The sequence below is a fragment of the Actinocrispum sp. NPDC049592 genome, assembly GCF_040675465.1.
In the GTDB taxonomy this organism is placed as follows: domain Bacteria; phylum Actinomycetota; class Actinomycetes; order Mycobacteriales; family Pseudonocardiaceae; genus Kibdelosporangium.
This window is the reverse complement of record NZ_JBFAPA010000024.1, coordinates 161,718-179,591: the sequence shown is the minus strand read 5'-3', so window position 1 is coordinate 179,591 and position 17,874 is coordinate 161,718. Positions and strand designations below refer to the sequence as shown.

The window sequence follows — 17,874 nt, the reverse complement described above, 5'->3', positions numbered from 1 at the left end:
GGCTGGCGGGCTGGCGGGCTGGCGGGCTGGCGGGCTGGCGGGCTGGCGGGCTGGCGGGCTGGCGGGCTGGCGGGCTGGCGGGCTGGCGGGCTGGCGGACGGCGGTCAGCGGATGCGTGGATGCGTGGATCTGGCGCGGTGGCTGGGGACGGCTCGCGTCAGTTGGGATCGGTTCCGGGGAGGCCGGTAACTGTGCTGGTAGCTGATGTGGAAGTGGGCCAACTGCAAGCGATAGCCGACCGCCCACAAGCGGAACCCGAGAAGCGTCCAGTCGGGCTGCGGCGTGGGTGTCTCGTGGTGGCTAGAGATCGCTGGGAGTCGGTTGTGTGGGAGGCGAGCGATGCTGGACGGCGGATATGTGGAAGTGGCGCAACAGCGGTGGTCGCACATCGACTGGGCGCTGGTTCTGAGAAGCCAAACAGCCGCGCTAGCGCAGCGTCGGCTGTGTTCCGGGAGGGGAACGGCGATGTTGGTCGGGGGATGTATGAATGTGGCGCAATGGCCTGCGGTAGTCGCGTGTCGACCGAACTGGCTCCGCCTAGCCAACTGGTCGGAAAGCGTTGTGGGGCTGCTTGATCGTCGCCTGTGGACAACTGGGGCCGCTGCGATCTTGAGATGCGAAAAGTGTCGGTCCCCCTGAGTACGCTGGATGTTGGGGGCCGGAGGCCAACCCCGCGCAGGGGCGAGCGAACGTAGGACTGGCCGCCTCACCTCCCACATCCATCTACTGTGGACAGTTAGGCGTGGGTGGACTGGAGCCCAACCACCTTACACGCTTGAGCGGGACTGGGGGTTGCCTTGGGCGGGTGAGATTTGTGCCTCAAAACGCGCGGCAACGGGTGGGGGTGGGTGGGCGTGAGTTGCGGGAAAGCTTGATCCACTGTTCGAAAGGCTCCCGAGATGCGTATCCGTTCAACTGTGGTCGGTCTGGCGGTCGCCGCCGGTGTGTTGCTGGTCGGCGGGCCGGCGGCGTTGGCGCAGCAGCAGCCGACCACCTCCCCGGCAGCCCCGACGCCCGCCACCTCGCGCGCGCCGGCGGCGACCGCGGCGCCGAGCGTGACCACCTCGCCGGGCGCGCCGACCCGGACCACGACCAGGCCGGCAACGCCGCAGGTCGTGAAGCCCCGCGGTGCCGCGGAGACCGGTGGCGGCGGCACCTCCGACGACTCCCTGGCCCTGTTCGCCATCGGCGGCGCGGCCCTCGTCCTGACCGGTGGCGCCGGCACGGTCGCCTACCGCCGTCTTCGCAGGCAGAGCTGAGAGATCATGCGCAAATGGCTTGGTAGCGCGGTTGTCGCGCTCACCCTGGTGCTGGCCGGGTGCTCCGGCCAGCAGGATCAGCAGATCCCCGTGAACCCCGCGGGCGCCGGGTCGTCCGTGGCGTCCGCCACCGACGCGCCGCCGCAGAACGGCACGGCCGCGCTACCGGCCTCCACCCCCACGGAGATCTCCATTCCCAAGATCGGCGCGAAGTCCTCGCTGATCCCGTTGGGGCTCAACGCCGACCAGACCATCGAGGTCCCGCCGGTCAGCAAACCCCTGCAGGCAGGCTGGTACACGAAGGCGCCCACACCGGGCGAGATCGGTCCCGCGGTGATCCTCGGCCACGTCGACGGCAACAAACAGCCGGGGATCTTCTACCGCCTCAAGGAACTGGCCGCCGGGGACGAGGTCCTGGTGTCCAGACAGGACGGCAAGACGGCGAGGTTCACCGTCACCAAGGTGGAGCACGTGGCCAAGAAGGACTTCCCAACCGACCTGGTCTACGGCGACACCCAGGACGCCCAGCTGCGGCTGATCACCTGTGGTGGCCAGTTCGACCACGCCGCCAAGAGCTACGTGGACAACATCATCGTCTTCGCCTCCCTGGCGGCCTGAACCTGCGACGGCCCGCCCTGAGCTCTAAGCCGCGAGCCGGGGCGGGCCCTCGTCGATCCGCCGCCGGATCGGGTCGACCCGGTCCAGCAGCTCGCCGAACGGCATGCGCTCGTCCCACCACGTCACCCCGAGCGCGGCCAGCTCGTCCAGCAACGGCCACTCGCCGCTCGGACTGGAGCCGCCGACCACGATGTCGAACGGTTCGCCGGTCAGGCCCACGTCCGCGCGGGCCCGGCCGAGGAACGTGCATAACGCCTGCACCTCGTCGAGGTTCGGCGGTTCGGCCTGCCAGGCGCCGGACAGCATCGGCACGGCGCCGTCCCACCGCGCGGCCCGCCGCATCGGCGCCTGGTGGGGCCAGCGCCCGCCGATCCACACCGGAACGCGCGGCCGTTGCACCGGCGTCGGCCGGAACATCACGTCCCGGACCGTGACGTGATCACCCACATAGGTGGTCCTTTCCCCGGACCAGAGCCGGGAAAGCACGTCGAGGCCCTCGTCGAGCCGCGCCGCGAGCACCGAAGGCGCGGTCGGCTCGCCGAAAGCGCCGTACTCGTCCGCGACCGGGTCGCCCAAGCCCGCGCCGAACACCATCCGCCCCCCGGTCAACCGGTCCAACGTGGTCACCTCACGGGCGAGTTTCTGCGGACGGCGGCGCGCCACCGGCGTGATCAGCGTGCCGAGCCTGATCCGGCTGGTCACCATCGCCGCGGTGGTCAGCAGGATCCACGGGTCGGCGATCTCGCGCACGAGCCGCTTCTCGTGCACGACGTGATCCCAGATGAACAGCGCGTCCCACCCGGCGTGCTCGACCGCCTGCGCGAGCACCGCCACCGTCTCCGGGTCGGCGAAGTCGCCGAAGTTCGGAATGTTCACCGAGAATCGCATGCCCCACACCTTGCACCAAGGCACCGACAAAAATGCCAGACTGGTCGCCATGACCGCCCGCACGCTGCTGATTCTCCGGCATGCCTCGGCCGCCAACAAGCCCGGCACGGCCGACGAGGACCGCCCGCTGACGCCGATGGGCCGCACCGAGGCCACGCGGGTCGGTAGCGAGCTGTCGGCGGCCCCGCCGGAGCTCGTCCTGTGCTCCACGGCCTTGCGTACCCGCCAGACGTGGCAACAGATCGCCGCCGAACTCCCGGTTCAGCCGAAGGTGGACTTCGACCCCGCGATCTACCAGGCCAACGCGGACATCCTGCGCGAGCTGGTCTGGCAGGCCGACGACGACGTGACCTCGCTGTTGCTGATCGGCCACAACCCGGCGGTGCACGAGCTGGCCTGGTACCTGCTCAAAGAGCAAGTGCCGCAACACTTTCCGCCCGCGTCACTCGCTCGGGTGACATTTACCGGCGGGTGGCACGAGCTGTAGCGGACGCTCCGCGGTCCCGCTGGTTGCTCCGCGGTTTTCTTTTGCCCGCAGGAGGCGAAAAGACGCCTGGCGCCGCGGCGGGTTGCCCGGGAATTCTTTTTATTTTCCCGGCAACCCGCACCGGGTCAAGGCGTCTTTACCGGTGAGAAAGCAAAACGGGGCAAACACAGAAAGCTGGGGGAATCTCCAATGCGTAAGAACACTTTCCCTGGTGCGGCCGCTCTCGGTATCGCCGGTATTTTCCTCGCCGGTGGTGTGGCGAACGCGGGGAGCACGGGAGTCCTGTCGGTCACCGACGCCAACGCCAACACCTCGATCCGGGCCGGTGACACCATCCACCTGCAAGGCGAGTGCTACGACGTGAAGATCGGCAAGCTGCGGATCGAGTCGGACGTGTTCGCGCCGGTCGACTTCACGGCGCCGGAACCGCAGGACGGCCACCGGATCTTCATGGTGAACGTCAAGTCCGGGAAGGACGCCAAGCCGGGCACCCACAAGGCCACCTTGAAGTGCGGGACCGCCACGGTCCAGAGGCAGTTCTCCATCGTCTCCGCCGGCGAGGGCACCGTGCAGCCGCCTGCCAAGGCCACCGTGACCAAGCCGACGACCCCCGCGGTGAAGCCGGCGCAGGTCGCGGAGAAGCCGAAGGGCGCTGCCGAAACCGGTGGGGGCGACGTCGTCGCTCAGGCGGCCGGCTCTGGTGCTCCCGGCGCCGGTGTCTACGCCCTCGGTGGCGCGGCACTGCTGGCCACCGGTGGCGCGGGCGTGGTCGCGTTCCGCCGCCTGCGCAAGCAGGGCTGAGCGCGAAAGACGTGTGGGGGCGTCGCGGGTTGCCCGGCAATTGTTCTTGCTGGTCCGGGCAACCTGTCCGGCGGATAGGCGTCTTTACAAGTGAGAAACAGCGGGGGGCTAATTCGTCAGGGGGAGCGACTCCCATGCGAAAGAATACTTTCTTCGGTGCGGCCGTGCTGGCGTTCCACCGGCAATGGAGGCAGAACCGATGAGGAAATGGCTTGGTAGCGCGGTTGTCGCGCTGGCTGTGGTGATGGGGGGATGCTCGGCAGAGCATCCGGCACCGCAACTGGCCCCCGTTTCCGTTGCGCCGCAACAGCAGGGGGACGCGGCGGAAACAGGAACGACCGCGCTACCATCCGAGGTGTCACTGCCGAGGATCGGCGCGAAGTCCTCGTTGATCCCGTTGGGACTCAACGAGGACAAGACCGTCCAGGTCCCGCCGGTCAGCCAGCCGATGCAGGCGGGCTGGTACGACAAGGCACCGGCCCCGGGGGAGGTCGGGCCCGCGGTGATCCTCGGCCACGTCGACGGCGACCACAAGCCGGGGATCTTCTACCGGCTCAAGGAGATGGCCGCCGGCGACGACATCCTGGTCACCCGCAAGGACGGCAAGACGCTGAAGTTCGTCGTCTACAACGTGGCGAAGGTGTCCAAAAAGGACTTTCCGACCGACGAGGTGTACGGCGACACCGATGGGCCCGAGTTGCGGGTGATCACCTGTGGCGGCGAGTTCGACCGGTCCGCGCACAGCTACAAGGACAACGTCATCGTCTTCGCCAAACTGGTCTGACCAGCGGATTCGCGGTTCGGTCCGGAATTGTCGGGGGTACCCGCTAACGTGGTTGCTGCTTGGGTCCGGGACGTGGGAGGAGTCCCGGACCACCGTCACGTACCAAGGGGACCCATGATCCGCATGCTCACCGCCGTGGTGGCGCTGCTCGTCGCCACGGCCGCGCCCGCTTCGGCGGCGCCGCAGACCTACGCCGACTACACGATGATGCTCGGAAAGAACGCCGGGCAGGTGTGGTCGGGCGGCGCGGCGGCCAGTCAGTGGGCGTGGATCCCGTTGGCGCCCAACGAGTTCGAGATCCAGTGGGGCGATCCGGGCGCCTGGCCGCCCAGTGGCGGCGAGCACTTCGTCAACGACGGCGGCTGGGTCCTGGTCGACGGCTACTTCGACCACAAGTACGGCACGTTCAACCGGCAGACCGTCACCGAGGAGTACATCGGCGAGGAGAACTGCCTGAGCACCAAGGCAATTCCGTCCAACGGCGGCCGCCAGCACTATGCGAGGTGGACGATCCCGGCGACGGCCTACTGCCTCACGGCGTTAGGCACGATCACCGTCGGGGCCAACGGAGCTGTCGTGCACTTCAAGCACGAGCAGGTCTGGTACCCGCCCGCGCCCTGCAGCAACAGCTACCTCGGCGCCCGTACCTGCATCCGCCAGCACGAGCGGTGGTACGACGACAACGGTCACGACTTCTCGCTGTCCCTCGAACGAGACCAGTACATCGCGCGGGGTACCGGCATGGCGTTCAAGATCCACCACACCTACGACCGCGCCTGGCCCGCCGGGCACGCGCCGTGGGACGCGGAGTTGTATTCGACATGGGTATGGCAGTAGCGAAACCGCCTGCCTCCGTTGCGGTGAAACGGAAGCAGGCGGCTGGTGACCGGACGTCAGTCCTTGTCCACCCAGTCGAAGGTCTTGGTCACGGCCTTCTTCCAGTTGCGGTACAAGGAGTCCCGGCTGGCCTCGTCCAGCGACGGCTCCCACTGCTTGTCCTGGGCCCAGTTGTTGCGGATGTCGTCCTCACCGGACCAGTACCCGACGGCCAGGCCGGCGGCGTACGCGGCGCCCAGTGCGGTCGTCTCGGCGACGACCGGCCGGATCACCGGCACGTTCAGGATGTCCGCCTGGAACTGCATGAGCAGCTCGTTGGCGACCATGCCGCCGTCGACCTTCAACGCGGTCAACGGCACGCCGGAGTCCGCGTTCATCGCGTCGATCACCTCGCGCGACTGGAAGGCCGTGGCCTCCAGCACGGCCCGCGCCAGGTGGCCCTTGTTGACGAACCGGGTCAGGCCGACGATCGCGCCGCGCGCGTCGGAACGCCAGTAAGGAGCGAACAGACCGGAGAACGCGGGCACGAAGTAGCAACCGCCGTTGTCCTCGACCGTCCGTGCGTGGTCCTCGATCTCGGCGGCGGTGGTGATCATGCCGAGGTTGTCGCGGATCCACTGCACCAGCGACCCGGTGACCGCGATGGATCCTTCCAGCGCGTACACCGTGTCGTTCGAGCCGATCTTGTAGCAGACGGTGGTGAGCAGGCCGTTCTGGCTCATCACCTTCTCCGTGCCGGTGTTGAGCAGCACGAAGTTGCCGGTGCCGTAGGTGTTCTTGGCCTCTCCCGGAGACAGGCAGGCCTGGCCGAAGGTGGCCGCCTGCTGGTCGCCGAGGATGCCCGAGATCGGCACGCCGGCCAGTGCGCCCCGCTCGCGGACGTTGCCGTAGACCTCCGAGGAGGAGCGGATCTCCGGCAGCATGGACGCCGGGATGCCCATCTCACCGGCGATGTCGGCGTCCCACTGCAGCTTGTCCAGGTCCATCAGCATGGTGCGGGACGCGTTGGTCGGATCGGTGACGTGCACGCCGCCGTCCGGGCCACCGGTCATGTTCCACAGCACCCAGGTGTCCATGTTGCCGAACAGCAGGTCGCCGTTCTCGGCCTTCTGCCTGGCACCGTCCACATTGTCCAGGATCCAGCGGATCTTCGGGCCGGAGAAGTAGGTCGCCAGCGGCAGCCCGACCCGCTCGCGATAGCGCTCCTGCCCGCCGCCGAGCGCGCCGAGCTGGTCGACGATCCGGTCGGTCCGCGTGTCCTGCCAGACGATCGCGTTGTAGACCGGCTTGCCGGTGGACCTGTCCCAGACCACCGCGGTCTCCCGCTGGTTGGTGATGCCGACAGCGGCGATGTCCGAAATAGACAGATCCGCCTTGGCCACCGCGCCTGCCGCCACCTCGCGGGTGTTGCGCCAGACCTCCTCCGGGTCGTGCTCGACCCAGCCCGCCTTCGGGAAGATCTGCTCGTGTTCCTTCTGGTCCACCGAGACAACCCGGCCGTCATGGCTGAAGATCATGCACCGGGTGGATGTGGTGCCCTGGTCGATCGCGGCCACGTACTGGGCCATCGTGAGCTTCCTTTCCTAGACGGGCAGAGCGAGATAGAGCAGGCCGGCCAGCACGGCGCCGACCAGCGGACCGACGACGGGCACCCACGAGTAGCCCCATTCCGCGCTGCCCTTGCCGCGAATCGGCAGGAGTGCGTAGACGATGCGTGGGCCCAGGTCACGCGCCGGGTTGATGGCGTACCCGGTGGGACCGCCGAGGGAGGTACCGATGACCAGCACCACGAAGGCGACACCCGCGTAGCCGAGCGCGGAGTTGCCGAACTGCGGCACGCCGTCGGTGCCCATCTTCACGGCGGGGCTCAGCAGGATCCAGGCCACCAGCACGAACGTGCCGATCACCTCGGTGACCGTGTTCCACAGTGGATTGCGCACGGTCGGCCCGGTGCAGAAGATGCCCCGGGTGTTCTCGTTGTCGGGGTTGGTGTCGAACTGCAGCTTGTAGGTCAGGTAACACAGCAGGGCGCCGAGCATGGCGCCGAGCATCTCGCCGACGAAGTAGATCGGCACATCGGCCCAGTGCGTCTTCCCGGAGACCGCAAGCCCCAGCGTCACCGCGGGGTTGAGGTGCGCCCCGCTCGGTGCCGCGATGCTCGCACCGGTGAAGACCGCGAAACCCCAGCCGATGTTGATGAACAGGAACCCCGACCCGCTGCCGAGCGTGTCGCGCAGCACGTGGTTGGCCACCACACCGTTGCCCAGCAGGATCAGGGCCGCGGTGCCCATCACTTCCCAGAGGATTATCTCGCCCGCGCTCATCGCCACCTCCAGCTTCGGTCAACCGGACCAGGGCAGACGGCGCGGCCCCGAATGGGCAACGCTGCCAAACCCTCGGTGAGCAGCGACGTTAGTGCGCTCTAACGGCCGTTGTCCATGATCTGAACGACGCAATCCTTCTCACGTGTCCGCCGGGCGCGATTGTGGGCGGATGGCGGTAGCGTGGGGCTGTCAGGAGTAGCCGACTCGGGTAGGAGGGGTTCCGTGGCCAGCCGAAAGCCCACCGTCGACCCGGTGACCGTCCCCGGCCGCCTCGGCCCGGCCGAGCGCGAGGACTCGTGGCGCCGGCTCGGCGAGGAGACGTTCGACCTCGTCGTGATCGGTGGCGGCGTGGTCGGCGCCGGAACCGCGCTCGACGCGGCCACCCGTGGCCTGCGCGTCGCGCTGGTGGAGGCACGCGATCTCGCGTCCGGGACGTCCAGCCGTTCGTCCAAACTGTTCCATGGCGGGTTGCGCTATCTGGAACAACTCGAGTTCGGACTGGTCCGGGAGGCGTTGCGGGAACGGGAGCTCATGCTCACCCGGATCGCTCCGCACCTGGTGAAACCGGTTTCGTTCCTGTACCCGCTGACCCGCCGGATCTGGGAGCGGCCGTACACCGCCGCCGGGCTGTTCCTGTACGACACCATGGGCGGCGCGCGGTCGGTGCCCGGCCAGAAGCATCTGACCAGAGCGGGCGCCTTGCGCATGGTGCCCGCGTTGAAGCGGGACGCGCTGATCGGCGGCATCCGGTACTTCGACGCCCAGGCGGACGACGCGCGGCACACCATGACCGTCGCGCGGACCGCGGCGCACTACGGCGCGGTGGTCCGGATCTCCACCCAGGTCATCGGCTTCGTGCGGGAGGCCGACCGGATCTCGGGCGTGCGCGTGCGGGACGTGGAGGACGGCCGGGAGACCGAGATCAAGGCGAACGCGGTGGTCAACTCCACCGGAGTGTGGACCGACGAGCTGCAGCGGCTATCCGGCAGCCGCGGCCGTTTCCGCGTGCGCGCAAGCAAAGGCGTGCACATCGTGGTGCCGCGCGACCGGATCGTCTCGGAGTCCGGCCTGATTCTGCGGACCGAGAAGTCCGTGCTGTTCGTGATTCCCTGGGGTAGTCATTGGATCGTCGGGACAACCGACACCGACTGGAACCTGGATCTCGCGCATCCGGCGGCCACCAAGGCGGACATCGACTACATCCTCGAACACGTCAACACCGTGCTGGCGACACCGCTGACCCACGATGACATCGAGGGCGTCTACGCGGGTCTGCGGCCGTTGCTCGCGGGCGAGAGCGAGGAGACCTCCAAGCTGTCCCGTGAGCACGCCGTCGCCCGGGTCTCGCCGGGCCTGGTCGCCATCGCGGGCGGCAAGTACACGACCTACCGAGTCATGGCCGCCGACGCGGTGGACGCGGCCTCCGTCGACCTGCCCGGCCGGATCCAACCGTCCATTACGGACAAGGTCCCGCTCATGGGCGCGGACGGCTACCACGCCCTGGTGAACCAGGCGGACCAGCTGGCCGCCAAGGCAGGCGTGCACCCCTACCGCGTGCGGCACCTGTTGAACCGCTACGGCTCACTGGTCCACGAGCTGCTGGCACTGGCCGCCAACCGCCCCGAGTTGCTCAAACCCCTCACCGCGGCCCCCGACTACCTCCAGGTTGAGGTCGTCTACGCGACGAGCCACGAAGGCGCCCTCCACCTCGAGGACGTCCTCGCCCGCCGCACCAGGATCTCCATCGAATACGCCCACCGAGGCGTCGACACCGCAGAGCAAGTCGCCGGCCTCATGGGCGAGATCCTCGGCTGGGACGCTGCTACCACCAAACGCGAGATCGAGGTCTACACCGCCCGCGTCAACGCCGAACGCGACTCCCAGACCCAGCCCGACGACCAAGCCGCGGACGCCCTGCGCTCCGCCGCCCCAGAAGCCCGATCCAAGATCGTAGAACCGGTCAGCTAACCGAAACCCAGCCAAGCCAGGCCTTCTACCCATGAAGGCCTGGCTTTCATGCCTCCACACCACGCAACCCATGCGCAGAAGGCCCTCCACAAGGAATGTGAAAGATGGCCGGGACGAGCGTGCGGCACGCGGATGGAAGCGAGACACCAAGCGGGTCTGAAGCGTGGAAGGGCAAAAGCGGGGTCGCTTTTCGTTGGGACCCATGTCAAACCGAGCCGCGACCCAGTCCGCGCGAGTTCCATGACTCGAGCTGGACAGGCCCATTCCCTGCGACCCCAATGACTCGAGCTGAACACACCGAGCCCCGAGCTCCGCCGCGGTTGTGGTCTCGAGCCGAACCGCGCGTCTGGTTGCTGCTCCCACCGCCAGTGCAACAAGCCCAAGCTGTTGAGAACGCTCTACCTCTGCGAGAACCCGGTGATCGCCCGGCCTGCGCGAGCCCCAAGGGCTAAAAGCTCCGCGGGCGAAACATTGATCCTGGGCTGAGCCGTGCCCTGGCCACGTTTGGACCTGTGATCGTCCGGGCCACGCGCCCGGCGAAGCCCATGCGTCTGGTGCGAGCCGTGTGGTGGCTGGAGGTCGGGCGCGGTGGGACCTTGTGGTTAGGGGGTTTCGGGGAGTTCGGTGTGGAGTTCGGTTAGTTGCTGGAGCATTCGCCGGGTGTTGGCGGGGCTAATTGTCGTCCAGGGTGTGGTGGGGGTTGAGTCTTTGCGGACCTGGAGGTAGCGGCCCGCGTCGGTGTCGAAGAAACTGATGACTCGGGGGGTGCGAATGCGGCGGCCCCACTTGTCGCGGGATGCGGCGCCGAACTGGCCCTGGTTGATGATGTTGCCGATCATCTCCCGGAGGGCTTCGGCGTCGGCCTCACGCACACCGCGGCGCCGCAAAGCGGCCTCGAAGTCCTTGGGGGCAGTGGCTTCGCGGGCCGCGGCCTCGAAATCCTTGCTGGGCAACGTGACCGAGTGACCGGGACCGGCAGGTGCGGGTGGCAGCACGGAAAGGGCGTGGCGGGGCAGGCCGAGGCCGTCGGCGGCGCGGACGACGAGCTTGTCGCCCTCCTGCACCGCCAGCACGCCGGACTCCTCGGTCGCCGCGGCCAGCACGCGGACGCTGTGCCCGAGCCACAACCGGCCGTCGATCTCCCGCTCCGGCCGTGAGATCACCCGAAGCGCCTGCGCCAGCTGCGGATCGATGTCCACCGACCGCCCCAGCCCCTTGGCGGAAAGCGACTCCCACGCCGACTGCACGAGCATCGCACGCTCGGTGTTCGTCTTGCCCGGCGAAGGCACCTTCAGGATCAACGGCATGTCACCGAGATCCAGGTGCTCCCAGAGCACGTCGAACTCCAGCGCGGTCAACGTGACCGGCTCGCCCAGCCCGGCGTCGTCAAGTCCTGTGTCGAACATCGTCACTGACGATACGGCCCGTTCCCGATCACGGGTGGGGGAACCTCGGACCCCGCACCCTCGACACTCTCCGTGATCTTCTCGTCCTCGTCCCGGCGGCGCCGCGCGGCCTGACGTACCGGCTCGGCCGCGTCCTCGGTGAACCCGGACAGCAGCGGATCCACCCGGCGCGGCGCGACCCGGTCGGCCGAACCACCGGAAACCGGTGCGGCGGCAGGAGACATCGCGGCCGCCGAATGCGTCGGCGGCGGTGGGGCCGCGCCAGGCGGAAGATCCAGCGAACCGGACAGCCTCCCGGCGCCGGCTGAGGACGACGACCGGCGCGAGGACGACGACGTGTCTCGTTGCGGGCTCGCGACGATCGGGTTGACCTCCAGCCCGGCCATCGACCCGGCCTGCAACGGCGCCGCCCGGTACACCTCGACCTCCGGCGGTGCGGGCGGGACGAACCCGGCGCTCGCCTGCGAAGTCGATCCACCGGCATGCGACCAGCGGCCACCCTCCACCCACGAGTGCGGCGTGAACGAGGCCGAGGCCGAGGATGGAGATGTCACCTGGTGCTCGACGAACTCCTGCACACTCACCTGGTTGCGCCGTCGACCGTGGTGATATCCCTCGGTGTCAACGGTTTCCGTGAACGTCACCAAAGAGTCCGTTGTGGACGTTGTGTCGTCCTGGTAGGCCTGCATGACCTCGAACGCCTTACGCGCCGCTTCCGTGGACGCGCGTTCGATCGGCTCGTGGTCGGACTGCATGCCGAGCAGTTGCACCACCGGCGCCACCAGGGGATCCGGCTGCGGCGTCGGCGGCGAACCCGGCGCGGGCATGGCCGCGCGCGCCCGGCCGAGGTGGTCGGCCTGCTGCTCCACGCTCGACTGCATCCGCGCCGACTTGTCCGCGGCCGGTCCGGCCCAGTCGGAGGCGCCGGTCAGCTGCGCGAACGCCGCGTTCGCCGCGTCGCCCGCCCACAGCGACCGTGCCTGGCCGATCGCCTGCGCCAGGTCATGGCTGACATCGTGCAACGTGCCGGCGAGCTGAGCCCAGCGGCCGGCCGGTACCGCGGCCGCGGCGGCCCCCGGGCCGCTGTGTAACAGCCGGTACAGCTCGGCGTGGCTGAACCCACGCCAGCGCGTCACGTCCAGGTCCTCGCGGGTCATGTCACCCCTCGCCCTTGCGGCTCATGGACACGTTGTTGTCCTGGTCGGACTCGCGGTAGTCGGTGCCTGCCTTGGTCAGCTTGCCCACCACCGTGTCCAGCGCCTCGCGGTACGACCGCAGCGCCGTCAGCGCCTCGTCCGCGCTGCCGGACAGCTGCTGCCCGGCGTACTCGCTGACCGGATCACCCGCCCACGGCTGCCCGTGCAGCTCGGCGTCCGCGAGCTTGATCTGTTCGTCGACCTTGGCCAGCGCATCCGTGAACACCGTGCGCAGTCTGGGCACCACCGCGGGATCGAACTGGAGACCCTCGTTTGCCACGCCGCCCTCCCAAGCGAGCCTGTTCGCCTGAACACCGTATCCGGCTTTGACGCTCGGAAACGACTATCGGTTCATTCGTCACCAAGATGTCCCCGGATCGGTGGACATCCGGTCAGTTGACGGCGACCCAATGGAGTAACCGGACCTCCGCCCCGTCGCGGTGCTCCACCGTCTCGCCGGACAACTTGAACCCGCACTTCTCCGCCACCCGGCGGGAACCCACGTTGTCCGCCAGGTGCTGGTAGCCGATCTTGGTCAGGCCCAGGAAGCCGAAACCGAACCGCATCGCCGCCGCCAGCGCCGTGGCCGCCACCCCGCGGCCCCGGTGCTCCGGATGCGTCCAGCACGCCGCCTGCGCCCCCTCGGGGCCCTCGTCGAGCCCGCGTAAGTCGACCTCGCCGAGCAGCGCGCCGGTCGTCGGCTCTGCCACAGCCCACGAACACCGCACCCCGTCCGCCCACTGCGCGTCCCGCCGCTGCACGTACGCGTCCGCGTCCGCCAGGTCCTCGATCCGGTAGTCGTCCACCCATCGGCGCATCTCCGGATCGGCGAACGCGGCCACGATCGCCGGCCGGTCGTCGATCTGGCCGTCCGCCCGCAACGCGCGCAGGTAGTACGTGCCCGCGTTGATCTCGATGGGTTCCACACCGACAACGCTAGACCCACCCACCGACAATTCCGGCCGGAAGGTTCCTGGGGCGATAGGTTGCCGTCCGTGATCGAACCCGACTTCATCAGCACGACGCGGACCTCGTACAACACCGTCGCGAACCACTACGCCCAGCTGTGCAAGGACGAGCTCGGCGGCAAGCCCTTCGACCGGGGCGCGCTCACCGCGTTCGCCGAGGACACCACGGGCATGATCGCCGACATCGGCTGCGGTCCCGGCGAGCTGACCGCGTACCTCAACGGGTTGGGCCGCACCGCCTACGGCATCGACCTGTCGACCGAGATGATCGCCGTCGCCCGGCAGACCCACCCGGAGCTGCGGTTCGAGGTGGGATCCATGCTGGCGCTGGACATCCCGGACGGCACGCTGGGCGGGATCGTCGCCTACTACTCGACCATCCACATTCCCACGGAGTTGCTGCCGCAGGTGTTCGCGGAGTTCCACCGGGTGCTGGCGCCCGGGGGGAAGGTGCTGCTGGCTTTCCAGGCCGGGGAGGGGAACGAGATGCACCTGACCGAGGCATTTGGTGGGGAGGTGTCGCTGCACTACTACTTCCGGTCGCCCGATCAGGTGATTTCGCTTCTGGAGGCCGCGGGGTTGGCGCTGTACGCGAAGTTGTTGCGGGAGCCGGATGAGACCGAGACGCGGCCGCGGGCTTACTTGCTGGCTTCGAAGGAGGGCTGAGGGGCTCTGCTGGGTGGGTGGAGGCTGGCGCGGAAGTTGGTGGGTGCCACTTGTGGGTGGGTGCGGCTGGCGCGGAGGCTTGTGGTGCCGCCTGTGGGTGCCGCTCATAGGTGGGTGGGGTGAGGGTGCCGATCATGAGTAGGCGAGGCGGTGCCGTTTGGGGTGGCAGGGGTGGGGGCTCATGGGTGCCGTTTGTGGGGGCCGCTTATGGCTCGGTTGAGCGGTTGCGGCGCCTGCTCGATTTTGTGCGGGGACCCCTGCGGCGCACGGGCAGGAACAAGGGGACAGGTCTGCGACCTGCCCCGCCGGAGAGCTTATGTGCGCCGCCACCCCGCACGAAATCGAGCAGGCGCCGCAACCAGGTCCGGCCCGGAATGCCTGGTGGGTCGGGCCCGACGCTGGAATGCGTGATCGGGCTTGAGGTGGGTGGGTGATCTGATCTGGAGTGGAGAGCGGCCATCAGGCTGGGCGGGACGGCGCGGTGAGCCGGGGTGGGTTGGCCCGCGGTTTGTAGCGGGGGTGCGTCTGAGGCCGCGTTCGGGTGGGGTGGGCTGGCACGTGGTCTGTGGTGGGGTGCGACAGGGGCCGCGTTCGGACGGGGTGGGTCGGTACGCAGTCTGCAGTGGGGTGCGACAGCGGCCGCCTTCGGGCGGGGATGGGTGGCCTGCGGTCTGTAGTGGGGCTGCGACTGAGGCCGCGTTCGGGTGGGGTGGGTCGGCCCGCAGTCCGTAGTGGCTGGGACAGGGGGCGGCCTTCGGGTGGGTCGGCGCGCGGTCGTGGCGGGGTTGCGACTGAGGCCGCATTCGGAGGCGCTGGTGGGCGGCGAGGTTGTGCCATGGGGAGTTGTGGTGGTGCGGGAGGGGGTTTGGGTGGGTTGGGGTTGGTGGGTTCGCGAGCTGAGGTTTTCGGTTGTGGTCGCGGTGTGCGGCTGCCCTGGAGGAGTGCCCCGCGAGCGGCATTGAGCAGTCCGGTGACCATCGTCGTCGGTCGGGTGACGGGACTTGTGCTGGCGTTTGTGGGGAAACGAGACGGCGTTCGACGGCGGTGGCGCACGCGTTGCTGGCACGGATGGGCTTGCGTTCCAGGGCATTGCTGGCGACCCATCTGGTCGAGCTCGCCATTCTCGCCGGTATAGCGACGATTGTGGGTATCGCCGGTGGCTGGCTCATTCTTAGGCTTGCCACGCAACGACTTGACCCATTCCCGTTGCTGAGCCCGTTGCCGCAACCGGCAAGCCTGCAGATCGTCGGCCTGAGCACGGCCGGGGTCGCGGTGCTCGGGGTGGTCCTCGTGGCGCTCTACGCGGTCCGTTCGGCGCGTCGCGCGAAGGTGAAGGAGTTGCTGCGTGCCTGATCTCGCCTACTCCTTGACCGATGGCGTGCACCGCTGCCGCACGCCATCGGGCGAAGTCACCGCGGTCAAAGGCATTTCGCTGACATCCCGCAGGACGGACTGACCGTACTGGCCGGTTCGGGCAAGTCCACCCTGCTGCGCATCCTCGGCATGGTCGAGCGGCCCACCGAAGGCGCGGTCTGTCTGCGCGGCAAAGAAACCGGAGACCTCAGCGAACGCAAACGCCGGGCGCTCAGGCGAAGCGTCCACCTGGTCTGCCAGAGTCCCGTGGGCAACCTGTTCGCCTACCTCGACGTCCGGGACAACCTCCGCGCCGCGGCCCAACTGGCGGGCGCGGGCGAACCGGACATCGGCCTGCTCGACCGCCTCGGCCTGCCGGGCACCGCGAACTGGGCGATCAGCGCCCTTTCCGGTGGGCAGCAACAAAGGCTGGCATTCCTGACCGCGCTCGCCGCGGGAGCCAAGATCGTACTGGCCGACGAGCCAACGTCCCAATTGGACAGTGCGTCCGCGGAACTGGTCATCGAGACCATGCGGCCTCGAGCTGCGCGCGGGCGAGTTGGTGACGCTCGTGGGCCGCTCCGGATCGGGCAAGAGCGCGTTGCTGGCCGGGTTCGACGAGCCCGACGCGGGTTCGGTGATCATCGACGGCGAACCCGAGGGCGCGATCCCGCCGTGGTCCACGATGGCCGTGCTGCCACAGAGTTTCGGCCTCCTGGACGAGCTGACCCTGGAGGAGAACGTCGCCTCGCCCATGCTGTTCAACGGCGGCGAGGTCAAGGAAGCGTCGCCGAGGGCAGCGCTTGCCTGATCGCCACACATGACCCGGCGCTGACCAGAAGCGCCCACCGGAACCTGGAACTGAACGAGGGCCGGATCCGTCACCACTGACCGCGTTCGCGGCGGCGCCGCCGGTCCCGCTGCTCGCGTTCCCACGCGCGCCGGTCGCGGTTCCAGTCGTCGCCGAAGATGCTCCCGCCGATGATCCCGATCGCCACCGGTAACAGGAACACCGGCCAGACCCGGGCCACCGCGAAGAAGAAGAACAACGAGAACATGACCGACAACGGCACCAGCGCCGGGTAGAGCCGCTGGATCAACGGCCGTTGCTGCCAGCGTTGCGCGGCCGGGCTCAGCTCCGGGTCCGGCGGCGGCGCGGGCGGGCGCGCGGGCCGGACCGGCGCGGCGGCCGGCTTGGGCGCGGCGCCGAACACCGGCTTGGGATCGGGCAGGTCGCGGAACAGTCCGAGCAGCTCACCGCGGGTCTTGGAGGTCGCCACCTGCGCGGTGCGCTCGCCGTACTCGTCGATGTCGAGGCGGCCCGCACTCATGTGCTCGCCCAGCGCCTGCAGGGCTTGTTCACGCTCGGCGTCCCCGATGCGGATCTCCGACGGATGCGGCTCGCTCACCCCTCAATCGTACGGCGGCGAAGCTGAGACGACCCGTGACATCAGTCCTGGAGTCGTTTCGGCTTCATCGAGGCCTCCTCCAGCACGAAGGCCAGGATCACGCCGACGGCCAGCGGGCCGAACAACCACCAGAGCCCCAGCGTTGTCCCGAGCACGATCACCGCCGGGATGCCGAACAGGATCAGCAGCCCGGCCAGGATGGACCAGAACTCGCTCATCGGGGTCTTGCGGGCGGCTGCCTGCTCAGCTTCGGAGACGACCGGGGGCAGGGCGGCGCTCATGTCCGGATGCGGGGCTGGCAGGTCGTCGAACAGCACCTCGATCTCCGACCGGATGATGGCGATCTTGGCCTTCTCCCGCCGTTCCTCGTGTTCCGCGGGCGTGAGCCGGCCGGCGTTGAAGTGCCGGGTCAGCAGCTCGATCGACTCGGTGCGTTCGGCATCGCCGATCCGGACGTTCATGAACCGGGCGTCCCCCATGCCGAAATCCTAGGAGACCATGGCCAGCACCGCGACGATCAACAGCGCCGGGATCAGCGCCCACCACTCGCCCAGGATCGCCGTCACGGTCACGATCGCGGCCACGGCGAACACCACGAACCCGACCACGATCGCCGTGCTGCGGGTGCGTTTCTCCTGGCGGATCAGCGGATCCGGCGCCGCGGCCGGCACCGGGACGCGCGGCGCGGCGACGACGGGTTCGCGCATCGGGTTGGGCTCGGGCAGGTCGTCGAAGATCGCCGCGAGCTCGCCCCGCGTCTTGGCCGCGGCCGCCAGCGCGGCGCGCTGGTCGTACTCGGTGATGTCGAGGCGGCCCTCCGCCAAGTGCTCGGCCAGGGCCTGGACCGCACGTTCACGCTCGGTTGTGCCGATCCGGACGTTGCCGTCACTTCCTGCCATACCTCGATTGT

At 68.7% G+C, this 17,874-nt stretch carries 20 protein-coding genes and 2 pseudogenes; 12 read left to right on the top strand and 10 right to left on the bottom strand.

Features of this window, described 5'->3' with window-relative positions; translation table 11 throughout:
• The 3 genes from AB0J95_RS44630 to AB0J95_RS44620 form a co-directional block, all read left to right on the top strand.
• Positions 1–205 (top strand): hypothetical protein (locus tag AB0J95_RS44630; RefSeq protein WP_364771861.1); only part of this gene is annotated, 205 nt, incomplete at its 5' end.
• 694 nt (positions 206–899) lie between these two features.
• Entirely contained in the window at positions 900–1,259 is a 360-nt protein-coding gene (locus tag AB0J95_RS44625) for a hypothetical protein (RefSeq protein WP_364771859.1), read from the top strand.
• Between the two features lie 3 nt (positions 1,260–1,262).
• Positions 1,263–1,877 carry a class F sortase gene (locus tag AB0J95_RS44620; protein ID WP_364771977.1) on the top strand — a complete coding sequence of 205 codons (615 nt, stop codon included), beginning with the start codon at positions 1,263–1,265 and terminating at the stop codon, positions 1,875–1,877.
• Positions 1,878–1,901: 24 nt separating this feature from the next.
• Here AB0J95_RS44620 and AB0J95_RS44615 read toward each other — a convergent pair whose 3' ends face one another.
• Positions 1,902–2,765 carry an LLM class flavin-dependent oxidoreductase gene (locus AB0J95_RS44615; RefSeq protein WP_364771857.1) on the bottom strand — a complete coding sequence of 288 codons (864 nt, stop codon included), beginning with the start codon at positions 2,763–2,765 and terminating at the stop codon, positions 1,902–1,904.
• Positions 2,766–2,814: 49 nt separating this feature from the next.
• Between AB0J95_RS44615 and AB0J95_RS44610 the strand changes: the two genes are divergently transcribed.
• The 4 genes from AB0J95_RS44610 to AB0J95_RS44595 all read left to right on the top strand — a co-directional run bounded on the left by AB0J95_RS44610 (position 2,815) and on the right by AB0J95_RS44595 (position 5,674).
• Positions 2,815–3,252, top strand: coding sequence for a histidine phosphatase family protein (locus AB0J95_RS44610; RefSeq protein ID WP_364771855.1), 438 nt, complete (start codon positions 2,815–2,817; stop codon positions 3,250–3,252).
• Positions 3,253–3,441: 189 nt separating this feature from the next.
• A complete protein-coding gene (locus tag AB0J95_RS44605; protein ID WP_364771853.1) occupies positions 3,442–4,053 on the top strand; it encodes a hypothetical protein in 612 nt (203 codons plus the stop codon).
• 184 nt (positions 4,054–4,237) lie between these two features.
• Positions 4,238–4,837: a class F sortase gene (locus tag AB0J95_RS44600; RefSeq protein ID WP_364771851.1), complete on the top strand. Its 600-nt coding sequence runs from the start codon at positions 4,238–4,240 to the stop codon at positions 4,835–4,837.
• Positions 4,838–4,951: 114 nt separating this feature from the next.
• Positions 4,952–5,674: a hypothetical protein gene (locus AB0J95_RS44595; protein WP_364771850.1), complete on the top strand. Its 723-nt coding sequence runs from the start codon at positions 4,952–4,954 to the stop codon at positions 5,672–5,674.
• 56 nt (positions 5,675–5,730) lie between these two features.
• Here AB0J95_RS44595 and glpK read toward each other — a convergent pair whose 3' ends face one another.
• A complete protein-coding gene (gene glpK / locus AB0J95_RS44590; RefSeq protein ID WP_364771849.1) occupies positions 5,731–7,242 on the bottom strand; it encodes a glycerol kinase GlpK in 1,512 nt (503 codons plus the stop codon).
• Between the two features lie 15 nt (positions 7,243–7,257).
• Complete coding sequence (locus AB0J95_RS44585; RefSeq protein WP_364771847.1) at positions 7,258–7,998, bottom strand: MIP/aquaporin family protein; 741 nt, start codon at positions 7,996–7,998, stop codon at positions 7,258–7,260.
• A 222-nt stretch (positions 7,999–8,220) separates the two neighbouring features.
• Between AB0J95_RS44585 and glpD the strand changes: the two genes are divergently transcribed.
• A complete protein-coding gene (gene glpD, locus AB0J95_RS44580; RefSeq protein ID WP_364771845.1) occupies positions 8,221–9,966 on the top strand; it encodes a glycerol-3-phosphate dehydrogenase in 1,746 nt (581 codons plus the stop codon).
• Between the two features lie 602 nt (positions 9,967–10,568).
• Here glpD and AB0J95_RS44575 read toward each other — a convergent pair.
• From AB0J95_RS44575 to AB0J95_RS44560, 4 genes are all read right to left on the bottom strand, one after another.
• Complete coding sequence (locus AB0J95_RS44575; protein WP_364771843.1) at positions 10,569–11,372, bottom strand: ESX secretion-associated protein EspG; 804 nt, start codon at positions 11,370–11,372, stop codon at positions 10,569–10,571.
• A 2-nt stretch (positions 11,373–11,374) separates the two neighbouring features.
• A complete protein-coding gene (locus AB0J95_RS44570; protein ID WP_364771841.1) occupies positions 11,375–12,529 on the bottom strand; it encodes a hypothetical protein in 1,155 nt (384 codons plus the stop codon).
• A 1-nt stretch (position 12,530) separates the two neighbouring features.
• Entirely contained in the window at positions 12,531–12,848 is a 318-nt protein-coding gene (locus AB0J95_RS44565) for a transcriptional regulator (RefSeq protein WP_364771839.1), read from the bottom strand.
• Positions 12,849–12,960: 112 nt separating this feature from the next.
• Positions 12,961–13,494 (bottom strand): GNAT family N-acetyltransferase, encoded by a 534-nt coding sequence (locus AB0J95_RS44560; RefSeq protein ID WP_364771837.1) that lies wholly within the window; start codon positions 13,492–13,494, stop codon positions 12,961–12,963.
• Between the two features lie 69 nt (positions 13,495–13,563).
• Here AB0J95_RS44560 and AB0J95_RS44555 point away from each other — a divergent pair, with 69 nt between their 5' ends.
• The 4 genes and pseudogenes from AB0J95_RS44555 to AB0J95_RS44540 all read left to right on the top strand — a co-directional run.
• Positions 13,564–14,202, top strand: a complete 639-nt coding sequence (locus AB0J95_RS44555; RefSeq protein ID WP_364771835.1) for a methyltransferase domain-containing protein — start codon at positions 13,564–13,566, stop codon at positions 14,200–14,202.
• Between the two features lie 1,044 nt (positions 14,203–15,246).
• On the top strand, positions 15,247–15,555 hold the full coding sequence (locus AB0J95_RS44550; protein ID WP_364771833.1) for an FtsX-like permease family protein: 309 nt from the start codon (positions 15,247–15,249) through the stop codon (positions 15,553–15,555).
• 150 nt (positions 15,556–15,705) lie between these two features.
• A pseudogene (locus tag AB0J95_RS44545) lies at positions 15,706–15,987 on the top strand (ATP-binding cassette domain-containing protein); the annotation flags it as partial.
• 103 nt (positions 15,988–16,090) lie between these two features.
• Positions 16,091–16,312: pseudogene (locus tag AB0J95_RS44540) on the top strand (ATP-binding cassette domain-containing protein); the annotation flags it as partial.
• A 124-nt stretch (positions 16,313–16,436) separates the two neighbouring features.
• Here the strand turns inward: AB0J95_RS44540 and AB0J95_RS44535 are convergent.
• Genes AB0J95_RS44535 through AB0J95_RS44525 form a run of 3 tightly spaced genes read right to left on the bottom strand, consistent with a single transcriptional unit; the run spans position 16,437 to position 17,863 of the window.
• On the bottom strand, positions 16,437–16,964 hold the full coding sequence (locus AB0J95_RS44535) for a DUF1707 domain-containing protein (RefSeq protein ID WP_364771831.1): 528 nt from the start codon (positions 16,962–16,964) through the stop codon (positions 16,437–16,439).
• Between the two features lie 41 nt (positions 16,965–17,005).
• Positions 17,006–17,443, bottom strand: coding sequence for a DUF1707 domain-containing protein (locus AB0J95_RS44530; RefSeq protein ID WP_364771829.1), 438 nt, complete (start codon positions 17,441–17,443; stop codon positions 17,006–17,008).
• A 9-nt stretch (positions 17,444–17,452) separates the two neighbouring features.
• Positions 17,453–17,863, bottom strand: coding sequence for a DUF1707 domain-containing protein (locus AB0J95_RS44525; protein ID WP_364771827.1), 411 nt, complete (start codon positions 17,861–17,863; stop codon positions 17,453–17,455).
• Between the last annotated feature and the right edge of the window lie 11 nt (positions 17,864–17,874).

Excerpts from the sequence above, each read along its gene's own strand:
- AB0J95_RS44610 (WP_364771855.1), top strand. The coding sequence starts at position 2,815 with ATGACCGCCCGCACGCTGCTGATTCTCCGGCATGCCTCGGCCGCCAAC.
- AB0J95_RS44605 (WP_364771853.1), top strand. The coding sequence starts at position 3,442 with ATGCGTAAGAACACTTTCCCTGGTGCGGCCGCTCTCGGTATCGCCGGT.
- AB0J95_RS44600 (WP_364771851.1), top strand. The coding sequence starts at position 4,238 with ATGGAGGCAGAACCGATGAGGAAATGGCTTGGTAGCGCGGTTGTCGCG.
- AB0J95_RS44595 (WP_364771850.1), top strand. The coding sequence starts at position 4,952 with ATGATCCGCATGCTCACCGCCGTGGTGGCGCTGCTCGTCGCCACGGCC.
- AB0J95_RS44625 (WP_364771859.1), top strand. The coding sequence starts at position 900 with ATGCGTATCCGTTCAACTGTGGTCGGTCTGGCGGTCGCCGCCGGTGTG.
- AB0J95_RS44615 (WP_364771857.1), bottom strand. The coding sequence starts at position 2,765 with ATGCGATTCTCGGTGAACATTCCGAACTTCGGCGACTTCGCCGACCCG.
- AB0J95_RS44570 (WP_364771841.1), bottom strand. The coding sequence starts at position 12,529 with ATGACCCGCGAGGACCTGGACGTGACGCGCTGGCGTGGGTTCAGCCAC.
- AB0J95_RS44585 (WP_364771847.1), bottom strand. The coding sequence starts at position 7,998 with ATGAGCGCGGGCGAGATAATCCTCTGGGAAGTGATGGGCACCGCGGCC.
- glpK (WP_364771849.1), bottom strand. The coding sequence starts at position 7,242 with ATGGCCCAGTACGTGGCCGCGATCGACCAGGGCACCACATCCACCCGG.
- AB0J95_RS44525 (WP_364771827.1), bottom strand. The coding sequence starts at position 17,863 with ATGGCAGGAAGTGACGGCAACGTCCGGATCGGCACAACCGAGCGTGAA.
- AB0J95_RS44575 (WP_364771843.1), bottom strand. The coding sequence starts at position 11,372 with ATGTTCGACACAGGACTTGACGACGCCGGGCTGGGCGAGCCGGTCACG.
- AB0J95_RS44530 (WP_364771829.1), bottom strand. The coding sequence starts at position 17,443 with ATGGGGGACGCCCGGTTCATGAACGTCCGGATCGGCGATGCCGAACGC.